This window comes from Legionella qingyii (assembly GCF_003184185.1).
Window position 1 is genome coordinate 112,218 of sequence record NZ_QHJG01000006.1, and the last position, 13,451, is coordinate 125,668.

Sequence of the window (13,451 nt, forward strand, 5' to 3'; positions counted from 1 at the left end):
ACAAAATAAATACTTATTACTGCATTTACTTATACCATTTAATATTTGGTTAATAAATAGCCAGTATTATATATGCTATTCCCTTATCGCTTGGGAAAAACAAATAAGCCCAGAAATTTAGGGGGAGGCGATATGACCGGTCCAGTTAAACTGAATCAAACGATACTAAATTTAATAGTACAATTAGGAGCAATCAATCCAACTCTCGTTACAGTATTTGCAAACAAAACAGATATTGATGTACAGACTATAATTGATTGGTTTGCACAAACTCGATTTATTAAGAGTGATGAGAATACCTTTTTTTTAGTCACTTCCTTACGGGCCTCCTTATTAAAAGAACTGAATAAGTCATTAAATCCAGGGACAAAGGAAGAAGAAACTACAAATACCCCAATCTCTGCAAAAGCTAAATATGCCTTACTTGCTCTTGCGGGAACTATTTATTTCGGCTGTGAGGGGTTTGATGGTATCACCGCATTCATGGGAATTTTTTCCTCTATTCCTACGATCGCAATTTTGGTGGGAGGCCTGGCATTTTCAATTGTTTCCATGATTGTATTTTGCAGTTTTGATTTAGTTGAAATTTCCAAGAATCTGGGGGTTAAATCTTCAGAAACGCCCCAGTTAATTGATGCGGCACTCGAAGAGTTCAAAGAAATAAAAGCGATTCGGGCACGCCTTACCCGCCTTGCTAAACAAGATAATAAAACACAAGAAGAGCTTGAAGAATATCGCAAGCTCGCACTTATGTTACTCCAAAGACATGTGGAGTTAAATAAAGTCCGTGGGGATCTAACTTTAGCCTCCGATAATCCATACTTGGCCACTGCGAAAAAGTTAACGGCAATTTTTGCAGGTTTTATCTTTTTCAGTGGGGGTTTTTTTGCCGGTCAAACTGTATCCTTGGCAATTGCCAGTTTATTCGTCGCTACAATGTCTGCAACAGCATGGCCTATTGTTGTTGCAGCTGTTGGTGTAGGTTTAGCAGCACTGGCTGTGTACTGGTATGTTGAGCGCCCGGGGATTGAAAATCTGATTAGCCGTTGGAAGGGACTGGATAAAGAAAAAATTGATGAATTATGCAAATCAACTGTTGTGAATAAAGAGACAGAAAAACTGGGCGAATTAATTCATGACATTAATACTCAGATAAATGCGCTTGAGGAGAAGGCAGCAGATAAAGCGCAAATTAATACAATGCAAGAAAAAATAGATCGTTTGGAACAAGAGAAGAAAGAGTTAAGTTCGAAACTAGCAGCAGCAGAAGAAAAAGTAACTCAAGTAAGTGAACAATTAAAGCTCAAAGAAACACAACCAATACAACAAACTCTCCCAGCTGGAGTTGGAAAGAATGTTGAGCCAATTGATGAACTACAAGTTAGTAATCCATTACATATTCATGGAAATGAAGGGGCGATGTCTGCTCATAGTCAACTCTCTTTGTTTGGTATGAAAAAATCAGCATCCACCGGAAATCTTATTGGCTTGATGCAAAAAGATATTTTAAGAGGAAATAGCGGCCTGTATTAATGCTTCTTAATACAGGCTTGCCCTGTTTATAGTGAAGAAGGAGTTAATGTAGCTTCGATGTCCAAAGAGATATCTTGTTCTAATGAACTTCCTTTTTTCTCTGAAGTAGCTAATAAACCATTCCTCATAAGCCCCTGTGTTACCATGTGCTTGGTCGCAGGTTGTTGCCAGACCGGTGCTGTAACCGGTATTTGTCCAAGAGCAATTGGTGGCTGGGGTATCGGCCTTCTTTCTGGATTAAGTTCATGTTCCTCTGCTTCCAGTAATTTAAGTTGCTCGGCGGTAGGCGTTTCGATTTGGCTTGTATAGATAAAAGGTAACATACGAAGTTTTAAAACCAACATAAATGCCTCGAATTTATTACTTAACTCACTATATCCATGTCGGGATGGAGCAGCAGATGTTGCCTGTAGTTGAGATGGTGATAAGATCTCTATGTGATTAAGATCGGTACGGTAATAAATTTTATTGTCGTCGCCTAACAAAAGTAAGGGCTGTGGTTGTCGGTATTCTTCATCAATATCAGGCATTTGTTCCAGGCCGCCATATTGTGTCTGTTGGGGCAATTTACTTCCGTTAAACACAAAGTTTAAATCTTGTAGTGAACATGCCATACCTGCCAAACAGGCTTGTTTATTAAAATAATTTTTTGCAACATCAAAATCATCATCACCACCTGCGGTAACCGGCGGCTCGCTTTTATCGGGTGATGGATCATAAATGCGTTTGGTGTAAACGGTTATTTTGTTTAATTCATCATGCAAACTGTTGACTAAAATACTTCCCCAAACCCCAAAGCGCTGTGGAAGCAGGGCACGTAAATCACCCACAAATGAAATATGACCAGCAGCAAAGTGGTCGGTATAATAGTGAAAACAGAAAAACTCCATACCCAATGCCAAAGCCTGATATCGATGGGCCAGATCCTGCAATTTGTCTCGATCCAAACCATGAGGAGTGTGTTTGAGAACCCTAAGAAGTGCATTGAATTCACTGTTCTTTGATTGATAATTTGTATGAGTAATATACTGTTTTAACTCATAATAAATGCGTGCATATTTGAGGGCTATAAGATGACCTATAGTGTAAACACGGACAGACCATGGGGTAAAATGTGATAAATTTCTATTCAAAATGTCACTGTAATTTTTTACCCGTAGAGCAAACATAAGTTGTTGCGCGTAGAAATTTAAAGTACTTGAAAATGGGATGTAATTACCATTATTTATAGTATAAATAGTATCAATATCACTTTGTTGTACGTTTTTATTTGCCAGCCTTTTATAAGAACTAATTAATTTTTGTTCCTCGCTCTCGGTAACTGGTTTTTTAATTAAATACTTCCCTAGCGTTTCACTGGTCCCTTTGCGATCAAAAGCTCTTCGATTAGCTTTAAACTCACCAATGCTTGGTAAATCAAGGGATACTTCTTTTCCACCAAAATAGTCGCCAGACATGGCGATAATGACGCCTGGAGATACGTTTAATCCAATGGGTTCAGGAAGCCCAATTTCATTAAACCCTTGGATCTGCAAATGCATGCTTCCTTGTACATCGAGCGTGATATATGGATTGCCTTGTAAGCTATCCCATTCTTGAAATCGTAATGCATCACCCAGTTCCGTGTGTTCATTTGTATTCATAAGCAAGCTCCATTTTTTATTTTTATTACGCTCAAAACAATGAACTTATTAGGCCAGTTACATTTCGACTATCCTGGTTAAAATGAGCAGTTATTGCGCGATGTAAAGAGGCCCCAATGCTATTCAAATATCAGTTTTAAAAAAAAGAAAGGTTAAAAAAATAAATATAGAAGTGGGATGCAATATTTTCAAATAGGATAATTTGCTTCTTGCTTTGTCTCATAGAGTTAGTATTTCGTATCTGTAATTAAAAATAATTCAGCCATGTCAATCGATAAATATTTGATTATTTTTATTTTCGATAATTTACAAATTTTCGAAAATAATTAATACTATCCGAAATTTTAAACTAAAGAACAATTTAAAATGTCGCAAATAAAAATAAAACAATCAAAGACGAGTACGGTATTAGAGAAATTGCGTCTAGATCTCGTGAGTGGCTATTTTGAGCCAGGCCAAAAATTGCAAATGGAACAATTAAAAGAGCGTTATGAAGTAGGATACAGTCCTTTACGTGAAGCGTTATCTCGCTTGGTAAGTCATGGCTTAGTCAGCTTTGAGGATTTATGTGGATTTTCTGTTCCTTATTTATCTTTAGCAGAATTATACGATCTTTATGCCGTCAGGTTTCAGATTGAAACACGTGCTCTGGAGTTATCCATAAAATATGGTGATGAATCTTGGGAGGCAGATATTATTGCCTGTTGGCATCGATATGCAAAATACCTTACCTCATCATCAAATAAACGATTAAATCCTATTGAATGGGATGCGCTACAAAAAGAATTTACCTTTACCCTTATCAAAGCCTGTCAATCTCCTTGGTTACTCAAAATCCAGGATATGTTGTATGACCATTCATCACGTTATCGCTTTTTATGCTTGGGGCACCATCATAACGATGAACAGGTATTAACGGAATTCAAACAAGAAAATGAGGAGTTAGTCGCCGCCGTATTAGCGAGGAATACTGAAAAAGCAATTCAGATTTCGCAAATTGGCTGGGATAACTCAATTCAAATTATGGCAGACAGTTTGAAGGATAAGGATATTTTGGAGTAACTCAATGACTGGACATAAAAAAAATTATTTGCTCATTCCCTCGGTACCTACACCTAATGGTCGTCTGCATTTAGGCCATATTGGCGGTCCATTTTTGAGTGCAGACATACTGGCAAGATACTTCCGACTTTGTGGGCATTGCGCGTGGATAATCTCAGGAACCGACAGTTATGAATCCTACGCAGCAGGAAAAGCGGAGGAGGAACATTTAAGCCCTGAGGTTACATGTCATCATTATCATGCCTTAATCGCACAGGATTTAGAACAAATGAATATTCAATGTGATGAATTTATTAATCCACTCGATAAGAAATGGAATGCATCCTATCAAGAATGGCATGAACAGATTGTTCAACAGTTATTAGATAACAACGCTACGACGCGCTTAAAAGAAAATATGCTTTGGGATGAAACAAATCAACGTTATCTCACAGGATACTGGCTTCAAGGGAATTGTCCTATATGCTATGAAAGAACAGCGAGTTATTTTTGTGAGAATTGTGGTGCCCATTTTCGACCAGAGGAAATAATTCATGAGGGCGGTTTAGAGCAAAAGGAGGTTGAAAATATTTTTTTACAGCTTCCAAGAGATGTTGATCTCATTTCCAAAGGAATTAATCAAAACATCCAAGCACTATTTCAAACTTATCAAGTGTTACAGAATCATCGATTCCGACTTACGACTCAGTGTGATTGGGGTTTAGCGGATAAGACTGATCCTAATCATTCAAGAACGTTGTTTAGTTATGGTTTTGTATTTGCCTATTTTTTGATGTTTGGGGAAATAGCGGCAAAAATCATGGGTATTAACAAAAATGCATTTGCTGTTGATTCTGATGTGATTACTATTTCCAGTTTTGGTATCGATAATGCATTACCCTTTTTAAGCAGTGCCTTGGGCATTAGTTCTGGATGCCCTCAATATAAATCATTTGATTATTACCTCATGAATTATTTTTATTATCTTGATGGCAGTAAATTTTCAACAAGCCGACAGCATATGATTGGAGTGGATGAGGCCATCAATCAAAAAGGACTTTCCAGTGATATTATTCGGCTGTACCTTGCTTCGATTGATGTACGAAATCAAACAGGAAATTTTGTTATGGATGATTTCATCCAATATTACAACAAAATTGTGGATTGGCTTGAACAGCGTGTTATTCAAGGTATACAAAATCTACCTGAGCGGGTCATTAATTCTTGCACTCAATCGTTGCAACATCAATTATTCGAACTGTTTACAACTCAGGAACATGTGTTACAACCCACTCAATTTTTACCCCATATAGGAGTTCAATCTCTAAATGACTGGATGGTTTTAAACCAAAGTATCGATCCTTGCACCGATGATTACTTCTGGTGGTTAAAAGGGTTTTCTATGGTGATTTATCCCTACATGCCAGAACTCGGTGAAACAATCTGGCATGCGCTGGGATATGAACAATTGCCTACGTACGCTGACTTTTTTGTTAAGCCAACTCAGTCATTACAGAAACAATTACAACTCACCCTAAAACCAATTACTCAGGAATTTGAGGCACAAGCAGAGGGAATCTGTTATGAACAAAATAAATCATGAAATTTCCGATTTACTTGGAGTCGGTGTTGGACCATTTAATTTAAGTTTAGCGGCGCTTTTGTCGTCAGTTGATGGGATTTCCAGTGTTTTTTTTGAACAAAATAAGGAAATGATTTGGCATCCTGGAATGTTATTTCCCAAAGCTGAAATTCAGGTTAGTTATTTAAATGATTTGGTTACGCTTGTTGATCCTACTAATCCTTATTCATTCATTGCGTATCTTGCAAAACACAAACGATTGTATCGTTTTATTAATGCGCAATTTAAACAGGTGTTACGAACTGAATTTAGCCATTATTTAAATTGGGTGAGTCGGTCATTACCTAATTTAGTGTTTAACGAAAAGGTTGAAGGCGTTTATTTTGATAAATCTCATTTTGTTATGCAAACAACGAAGAGAACAGTTAAGGGAAGGCATCTTATTTTGGGTAATGGCTTAACGGCAAAAGTTCCTGCTTGTGCCAAACGTTATTTAGGTAATAATGTATTACATAATAAGAATTTTTTACTTAATCCTATAAATTGGCAGGGAAAAAGAGTTGCTATTATTGGTGGCGGGCAAAGCGGTGCTGAAATTGTGCAACATATTTTATCTCATGGTGAGCAATTACCTGCTGAATTAAATTGGATTTCGAAGCGATATCAACTATTGCCGATGGATACTTCTCCATTTGTAAATGAGTTTTTCACTCCTAAATACGCCGAATATTTTTTTCATCTACCTGAAAAAGAAAAAGACTTTTTATTGCAGGAGCAACTCTTGGCCAGTGATGGTATTTCTTTGGATTTGTTACAAGCAATTTATCAAAAACTTTACAGCCTCGAATTTTTGGAAAGTAAAGCTAAGTTTTTTAAATTGTTCACTCGTCATGCATTAACAGATATGGAGATCGAGTCAGGCGCTTATCAGTTAATTTTGACCGAGCTTGGTACCATGGGAAAAAAAATAATTTCTGCGGACATTGTTATTCTATGCACAGGCTATCAGTGGGAATTTCCCTCTTATCTTTCCTCGATTGCAGATAAAATACCATTAAAGAATGGCGCATTTTGCATAAATCCGGATTTTTCCATTGTATGGGAGGGCCCCAAACAACATCGCATTTATGTCCAAAATGCAGCGCATCAGTCTTATGGGATCGCTGAGCCTAATTTAAGTGTTATGGCATGGCGAAGTGCAAAAATAATTAATAGCATTGCGCAAGCGCAAATCTATGATCTGAATCATGAGAGTACGGTCTTGGATTGGGAGCAGGAATTATTTCATGAGGAACAAAAATATGCCTCAATTGCCTGAATCTAATCTGTTTGTAAACCCCAGGTTGGTTTTTTCTAATCCCGAACATATTGCTCCCGGCGTTGTAGTAAACCCTATTGATTTTGCACAAAAAAAAGCATCCGCTCCTTTTCAAACAACTTATTTTGAAGTGATGCCTCAATGTGAAACGCCACTGGATTACCATCAAGAGCAAGAGGTTTGGATTGTATTAAATGGAAGTGGCATTTTGACTTATGAAGGAACTGTTCACTGCCTTAAAGCACATGATTTTTTTTACTTTGCGTCGTTAAAAAAGCATCAAATCCACAACCCTATGCAAATCCCGCTTCTTATTTGCTCTATTTATTGGTAAGGGATTATTGGGGGACGGCATTTGGGTAAGTGGTAAAAAAAATCCAATGGATGCGTTATAACTAATTGGGAATTTTAATGAAGAAATACAAGGTGCGATGGTTGCAGTCCATTGATGAAGAAAACTGGTTCGCAATGTGGCGTGAATATATGGAGTTTTATCAAGTATCTCTACCTCCAGAAGTAGTCAATAATACATTCGAAACATTACTTTCTGCAGATAAAAAAACAGGATGTATTATTGCCTGTGACTCCCAAAATATGGCAGTTGGGTTTCTTACTTTTATTATTCATTTAAGCACTTGGAGTATCGCCCCAGAATGTTATTTGCATGATTTATATGTAAAACCAGAACATCGAAAAGCTGGATTGGCTAGAATGCTCATCGAAGAGTTAAAACAAGTTAGCAAATTGCAGCATTGGCATAAAGTCTATTGGATCACCAAACCAGATAACCAGGTGGCTCGAACATTGTACGATAAAATTGGACGAGGCGAACCCTGGATCGTCTATGTTATGACAGATTAAGTTAGGACTTACGAAAAAAAACAATCTCTTCGTGATTAAATGTTTTTAATTCGGTCATTTAGTATATCTAAACTCCCCCATTTAAAACATTTTTTGCCTCGACCTAGGGGGGGCGTAAGTCCTGTAAGTTAATCCTCATTTTCCTCCCCACATCCTGGAGGAATTTTTAAATAGTTAAATAAGATATTTTTTGACGTTAAATTCTAATAGACTATTAGTTTCGATGAAAAATAGGGATATTTATGCGGGACTTCATCAAACCGGCACTTTTTAATGCACAGTTAGTAAGAAGTTTAGGATGTGCTACTTATCAAGGTGCTGAAATTGGAGAATGTTTTGCCATAGCAAATCAAATTGAGCCAGGTAATAAAGAAAGCTGGTATGACCGATGGACTGCCTTTGGTGATAGCAATTTCAGTATGGCTGAAACCTATCATAGTCAAGGGTTATACTATGATGCGAAAATGGCTTTTCTACGCGCATGCACTTATTATCGAACGGCGTTTTTTTTCCTGGAAGATGTACCTACTGATCCAAGGATTACACACGCATTACAATATAGCATTCGTGCTTTTCATAAAGCTCTTGAGTATTTTGAAACTCCGGTGGAAAAGGTAGAAATTCCCTTTGAAAATACGACATTGCCTGGATATCTTTACCTAAATCATACTCGGCCCAATCATCCGAAACCCATTTTAATAGACACGGGTGGGGGCGATGGCACTAAGGAAGAATTATATTTTAGTACGGCAGCTGAGGCGTTAAAGAGAGGTTTTCATTGCTTAAATTTTGAAGGTCCGGGCCAAGGTAGTATGCTGCGATTAAATAAAATACCCTTTATCCCAGATTGGGAGCGGGTAATTGAAAAAGTCGTCGATTTTATTATTAATCGCCCTGAAATCGATCCGAATAAGATTTTCTTAATTGGTCGAAGTTTTGGTGGTTATCTTGCTGCTCGAGCCGTAACAAAAGAACAACGAATTGCAGGCTGTATTGTTGATCCCGGTATATTTGATGCAAGTGGTAATCTCGAAGCCAAATTTAATTCCCTTAGGACTCAGTTCCCAGATCTGCAGGATGTTCCTTTAGAGCATGCTTTAACACACCTCCTGAAAACAGATGATCATTTACGCTTTATGCTGGAAAGTCGAACGTGGCGATTTGGTGCGAAAACCGTTGAAGAAATGCTCAATAGAACTCGTGCTTACACTTTGAATGGATTGGTCGAGCGCATTAAGTGCCCCATGCTGGTTTGTGATAATACCTTAGAATACATTACATTAGGCCAAGCAAAAAAATTATATGACCAGTTGCAATGCAAAAAACAATATATTCTTTTTCATGATGAAGACGGTACTGGTGGTCATTGTGAACCGCTTGCGCCAAGATTATTTAGTGCAAAAATCTATGCATGGCTAAATACACTATAAATTTTTTTCCGCGTTTACAATGAAATGCATTATCTAATAGACAACGCATAGGATGGGAATAAATGGATTTGCAATCGTTAGTTACTTTGGATAACCAAGCAATATTTGCCAAATTAAATAGTTCTTTTGCTGGATTAACCCACTCGGAAGTTCAAAAAAGGCAAACTTTATATGGATTTAATGAAATTACACAAAGTCCTTATCGACTTCTTATTATGGAAGCAATTTCACATTCGACTAATCCACTTGTCGCCATATTATTGATTGCCGCAGTAGTTTCCGCGTTTACTGGAAATGTTGTGAGTTCTGTTATTATTATCATTATGGTGATTATGAGTATTGGCCTGGATTATTTTCAAAGTCATCGCTCTTTAGTCGCGGTTAAAAAATTACAGAAGAATATTGCTTCCACTGCAAATGTTTTACGAGATGGCCAATGGAATGAAATTCCATGCCGCGAGTTAGTTCCTGGTGATATTGTCAAGCTCATAGCCGGTGATTTAATCCCTGCAGATGCGCTGTTGCTAAAAGCAAAAGACTTACATGTACAGCAAGCCGCGCTTACGGGTGAATCTTTGCCGGTTGAAAAAGAAGCCACCCAGGAACCTATGGTAGCTCAAAACATTGAAGAAGCAAAAAATGTAGTTTTTTCAGGCTCCTCAGTAGTGAGTGGTACTGCCACCGCAATTGTTGTTGCAACCGGTCAGAACACTCAGTTTGGTTACATCGTCAAAACCCTTTCCAAAGCCGCTCCGCATACTGAATTTGAAAAAGGCATTGTCCGCTTTGGATTGTTCATTATGAAAGTGGTCTTTTTTCTCGTTCTGTTTGTATTTGCAGTCAATATTTATTTAAAACGATCTTTGCTCGAATCGTTGCTATTTGCGGTCGCTTTAGCTGTGGGACTGACCCCGGAATTATTACCGATGATAACGACGGTAACGCTTGCTGCCGGCGCAGTCCATATGGCAAAGAAAAAAGTGATAGTCAAAAACCTATCTGCAATTCAGAATTTTGGCAGCATCGATATTCTGTGTAGTGATAAGACTGGTACTTTAACCAGTGGTGAAATGATCTTGGAACAACATATAGATCCATTAGGAAATAAATCAGAAAATGTAATGTTATTGGCTTATTTAAATAGCCTGTTTGGCACGGAAATTCCTAATCCATTTAATGCTGCGGTATTAAATAAAGTAAATATTAATCCTCTAGATGCAGCAATCCTAAAACATGATCATCCCGATGTGCAAACCTATCACAAAATCGACGAGATTCCTTTTGATTTTGAACGTCGTCGTTCCAGCGTTGTTGTTGACAAAAGCAATTCGCATATTCTCATTACCAAAGGCGCTCCTGAGTTTGTGATCCGTGATTGCACTTATTATGATTTGGCTGGAGAAATCCATCCATTAGATGAGGTGGCACGCAAAAAAATTGAATCTGTTTTTTTATCATTAAGTGAGCAAGGATATCGTACATTGGCCGTGGCGTACCGAACAATTGAGATCAAATCTTCATACCATGCTCCAGATGAGCAAAATATGGTCGTGGCTGGATTTCTTGCCTTTTTTGATCCTGCACTCAAGGAAACTCCGGCAATCATTAAGAAGTTGTCCCGGGAAGGGGTCAAGATAAAAATTTTGACCGGTGATAATGATCGTGTCACACGGCATATTTGCCAGCAAGTAGGCCTTGATGCAAGCCGCATGCTTCTGGGGGAAGAATTAAATCATATTACGGATGCGGCATTGGGTGACATCGCGGAAAAGGTCGATGTGTTTGCCCGCATTTCACCAATGCAAAAGCAGCGTATTATTAGCGTTCTTCGCGCGCGTGGGCATGTAGTGGGCTATATTGGTGATGGAATTAATGATGTTCCTTCTTTGCATACCGCAGATGTAGGAATTTCAGTTGCGGGAGCCGTGGATGTAGCTCGCGAAGCAGCGGATATTATCTTATTAAAACGTCATTTAAGCGTGTTGTTGGCTGGAATTCTTGAAGGGCGAAAGTCGTTCGGAAACGTCATGAAATATTTAATGATGGGAACCAGTTCCAATTTTGGGAATATGCTAAGCATGGCGGGTGCTATTCTCCTTTTACCGTTTTTACCGATGTTACCAACACAAATTCTTTTAAATAATCTTCTTTACGACACATCACAAATTGTAATTCCAACCGATAATGTAGATCCCAGTTTTGCACGCAAACCAAAGCATTGGGATATCGCGATTATTCGTAAGTTTATGTTTTATATTGGTCCTATAAGTTCTATTTTTGATTTTATTACTTTTTTTGTAATGCTGAAGGTTTTTGCAGCAACAGAAGCATTATTTCAAACCGGTTGGTTTGTAGAATCTTTAGCTACACAAACATTAGTCGTATTTGTAATTCGCTCGGTAAAAAGTCCATGGCAAAGCAGACCCAGTAATCCCTTAATCATTATGGTCTTATCTATAGTTTCGCTTGCTGCAGTATTGCCTTTTACACCGCTTGCAAAATTTTGGGGATTTGTCCCTTTACCGGCCACTTATTTCCTTTTTCTGATTGCTGCGACAATTGCTTATCTTTTCTTGGTAGAAATTATTAAAAAGAAATTAATGTGGAAATGGATAGAAGGAAAATAAGCGACCTAATTTGCTGAAAAATTAAACTATTTATGAAATTGGAATGTAAATTATAAGGTATTGCCATCGCATCTTATATACATGGGCTTGTTTTTTTGCTCATATTAAAAAAATACTTTAAATTAAAAGAATCTTATTTTTTCGACATCCAATTTTGATGTTTCATGGATAGATAATTATTTCATAAAAACAAGGAGTTAAGTTTTGAAAATAAAATCGATTGTAATTTTATTGACGGGAATTCTGGCAAAAAGTTCTTTGGCTGGAACTATGGGAGCTATTGAGCCCTCTTCATTCCCTTGGGTTGGGGCTCTCAGTATCGGCCCTGTTTGGGAAGATGGTGGTAAAAGTCAAAGCATTTTCCTAACTCCCGATATTGAAAAGACCTATGCTGCGGATAAATCAACGGATGCACTTGCAAATTTTGAGGTATTTTTAGGTTTGCACCGTTTATTTAATCCTACGATTCAGGGGCAATTAGGGGTGGCGGTTGCTGCAACTACCAATGCTAGTCTTTCCGGAGATATTTGGGATGATGCGGATCCAGAATTCGATAATTTTACCTACAGTTACAAAATTCAGCATACCCATGTTGCCTTAAAAGGGAAGTTATTGGCTGATATGGGATTCGTAGTGATGCCTTGGGTGAGCGGGAGTATTGGTGTAGGTTTTAATGAGGCGCGTTCTTTTCAAAATACTCCGAAGATTTTTGAAGCCTTACCTAATCCTAATTTTGCCTCACATACTCAAACTGCTTTTACCTATACTGTGGGCGCAGGAATACAAAAAGCATTGAATCAAAACTGGCAAGTAGGTGCAGGCTATGAGTTTTCTGACTGGGGTAAGAGTCGCCTTGGAAGGGCAGAAGGTCAAACCCAGAACTCAGGTATAACACTTAACCATTTATACACAAATGGCCTAATGTTTAATTTAACCTATACAGCGTAAGGATTACTGTATGATAAAGAATTTACCCGGTTTTTGTTTTTTTCTAGGATTAAGCTGCATGTCCTCTGTACAGGCGGGGCAGCCTCTGTGGACGATGACTTTAGAGGCTGGCAATAACAAACAGGCTCTTCCTGAAAATGTTACAGCGACGATTACTTATACGGTACAAAACCAATCAAGAAAATCGAAAATTTTAGCGCTACAACCCACACCAGGTCTTGTCCAGACTAACTCGTGTCGTCTGGCACCTAAAGGGGCTAAGGGAGATAGCTGTTCGGCCACATTTAAAATTATTGGACGCATGCTCCCGATTGCTGGTTTACATCATGGTCCAGTGCTATGCCAGGCAAATCCAGATGGAGGTGCTAATCCAAATCAGTGTTATCAACCTGATAAGAACAATATTTTGTCGATTACCAAAACGAAAGAATAGCGGATTGGAATAACTGGGGACAAAATATTCAAAAT

At 38.0% G+C, this 13,451-nt stretch carries 11 protein-coding genes; 10 read left to right on the forward strand and 1 reads right to left on the reverse strand.

The window, feature by feature from the left end; all coding sequences use genetic code 11:
* The first annotated feature begins 132 nt into the window (after positions 1 to 132).
* On the forward strand, positions 133 to 1,533 hold the full coding sequence (locus DGG96_RS05050; RefSeq protein WP_110141867.1) for a coiled-coil domain-containing protein: 1,401 nt from the start codon (positions 133 to 135) through the stop codon (positions 1,531 to 1,533).
* A 26-nt stretch (positions 1,534 to 1,559) separates the two neighbouring features.
* Here DGG96_RS05050 and DGG96_RS05055 read toward each other — a convergent pair whose 3' ends face one another.
* The gene (locus DGG96_RS05055) at positions 1,560 to 3,176 is read right to left on the reverse strand and encodes a hypothetical protein (RefSeq protein ID WP_110141868.1); all 1,617 of its coding nucleotides are present in this window, start codon (positions 3,174 to 3,176) and stop codon (positions 1,560 to 1,562) included.
* 366 nt (positions 3,177 to 3,542) lie between these two features.
* On the opposite strand from DGG96_RS05055, the gene DGG96_RS05060 reads away from it, so the two are divergent.
* The 9 genes from DGG96_RS05060 to DGG96_RS05100 all read left to right on the forward strand — a co-directional run bounded on the left by DGG96_RS05060 (position 3,543) and on the right by DGG96_RS05100 (position 13,416).
* Positions 3,543 to 4,238 carry a GntR family transcriptional regulator gene (locus tag DGG96_RS05060; protein ID WP_110141869.1) on the forward strand — a complete coding sequence of 232 codons (696 nt, stop codon included), beginning with the start codon at positions 3,543 to 3,545 and terminating at the stop codon, positions 4,236 to 4,238.
* A 4-nt stretch (positions 4,239 to 4,242) separates the two neighbouring features.
* Positions 4,243 to 5,820 carry a methionine--tRNA ligase gene (locus tag DGG96_RS05065; protein WP_110141870.1) on the forward strand — a complete coding sequence of 526 codons (1,578 nt, stop codon included), beginning with the start codon at positions 4,243 to 4,245 and terminating at the stop codon, positions 5,818 to 5,820.
* The gene (locus DGG96_RS05070; protein WP_110141871.1) at positions 5,801 to 7,117 is read left to right on the forward strand and encodes a lysine N(6)-hydroxylase/L-ornithine N(5)-oxygenase family protein; all 1,317 of its coding nucleotides are present in this window, start codon (positions 5,801 to 5,803) and stop codon (positions 7,115 to 7,117) included. The genes DGG96_RS05065 and DGG96_RS05070 overlap by 20 nt, the downstream gene beginning before the upstream one ends.
* Entirely contained in the window at positions 7,086 to 7,451 is a 366-nt protein-coding gene (locus tag DGG96_RS05075) for a cupin domain-containing protein (RefSeq protein WP_240610438.1), read from the forward strand. Before DGG96_RS05070 ends, DGG96_RS05075 begins: the two co-directional genes overlap by 32 nt.
* Positions 7,452 to 7,528: 77 nt before the next feature.
* Complete coding sequence (locus DGG96_RS05080) at positions 7,529 to 7,978, forward strand: GNAT family N-acetyltransferase (protein WP_110141873.1); 450 nt, start codon at positions 7,529 to 7,531, stop codon at positions 7,976 to 7,978.
* Positions 7,979 to 8,220: 242 nt separating this feature from the next.
* Positions 8,221 to 9,408 (forward strand): alpha/beta hydrolase family protein, encoded by a 1,188-nt coding sequence (locus tag DGG96_RS05085; protein WP_110141874.1) that lies wholly within the window; start codon positions 8,221 to 8,223, stop codon positions 9,406 to 9,408.
* A 62-nt stretch (positions 9,409 to 9,470) separates the two neighbouring features.
* Positions 9,471 to 12,035 carry a magnesium-translocating P-type ATPase gene (gene mgtA / locus DGG96_RS05090; RefSeq protein WP_110141875.1) on the forward strand — a complete coding sequence of 855 codons (2,565 nt, stop codon included), beginning with the start codon at positions 9,471 to 9,473 and terminating at the stop codon, positions 12,033 to 12,035.
* A gap of 270 nt (positions 12,036 to 12,305) precedes the next feature.
* Entirely contained in the window at positions 12,306 to 12,983 is a 678-nt protein-coding gene (locus tag DGG96_RS05095; RefSeq protein WP_110141923.1) for an outer membrane protein, read from the forward strand.
* A gap of 10 nt (positions 12,984 to 12,993) precedes the next feature.
* Positions 12,994 to 13,416, forward strand: a complete 423-nt coding sequence (locus DGG96_RS05100) for a hypothetical protein (RefSeq protein ID WP_126955499.1) — start codon at positions 12,994 to 12,996, stop codon at positions 13,414 to 13,416.
* Positions 13,417 to 13,451: the final 35 nt, after the last annotated feature.

What these genes read in the sequence shown, in the direction of transcription:
- DGG96_RS05050 (WP_110141867.1), top strand. Translation starts at nt 133, where the DNA reads ATGACCGGTCCAGTTAAACTGAATCAAACGATACTAAATTTAATAGTA.
- DGG96_RS05055 (WP_110141868.1), bottom strand. Translation starts at nt 3,176, where the DNA reads ATGAATACAAATGAACACACGGAACTGGGTGATGCATTACGATTTCAA.
- DGG96_RS05060 (WP_110141869.1), top strand. Translation starts at nt 3,543, where the DNA reads ATGTCGCAAATAAAAATAAAACAATCAAAGACGAGTACGGTATTAGAG.
- DGG96_RS05065 (WP_110141870.1), top strand. Translation starts at nt 4,243, where the DNA reads ATGACTGGACATAAAAAAAATTATTTGCTCATTCCCTCGGTACCTACA.
- DGG96_RS05070 (WP_110141871.1), top strand. Translation starts at nt 5,801, where the DNA reads ATGAACAAAATAAATCATGAAATTTCCGATTTACTTGGAGTCGGTGTT.
- DGG96_RS05075 (WP_240610438.1), top strand. Translation starts at nt 7,086, where the DNA reads ATGAGGAACAAAAATATGCCTCAATTGCCTGAATCTAATCTGTTTGTA.
- DGG96_RS05080 (WP_110141873.1), top strand. Translation starts at nt 7,529, where the DNA reads ATGAAGAAATACAAGGTGCGATGGTTGCAGTCCATTGATGAAGAAAAC.
- DGG96_RS05085 (WP_110141874.1), top strand. Translation starts at nt 8,221, where the DNA reads ATGCGGGACTTCATCAAACCGGCACTTTTTAATGCACAGTTAGTAAGA.
- mgtA (WP_110141875.1), top strand. Translation starts at nt 9,471, where the DNA reads ATGGATTTGCAATCGTTAGTTACTTTGGATAACCAAGCAATATTTGCC.
- DGG96_RS05095 (WP_110141923.1), top strand. Translation starts at nt 12,306, where the DNA reads ATGGGAGCTATTGAGCCCTCTTCATTCCCTTGGGTTGGGGCTCTCAGT.
- DGG96_RS05100 (WP_126955499.1), top strand. Translation starts at nt 12,994, where the DNA reads ATGATAAAGAATTTACCCGGTTTTTGTTTTTTTCTAGGATTAAGCTGC.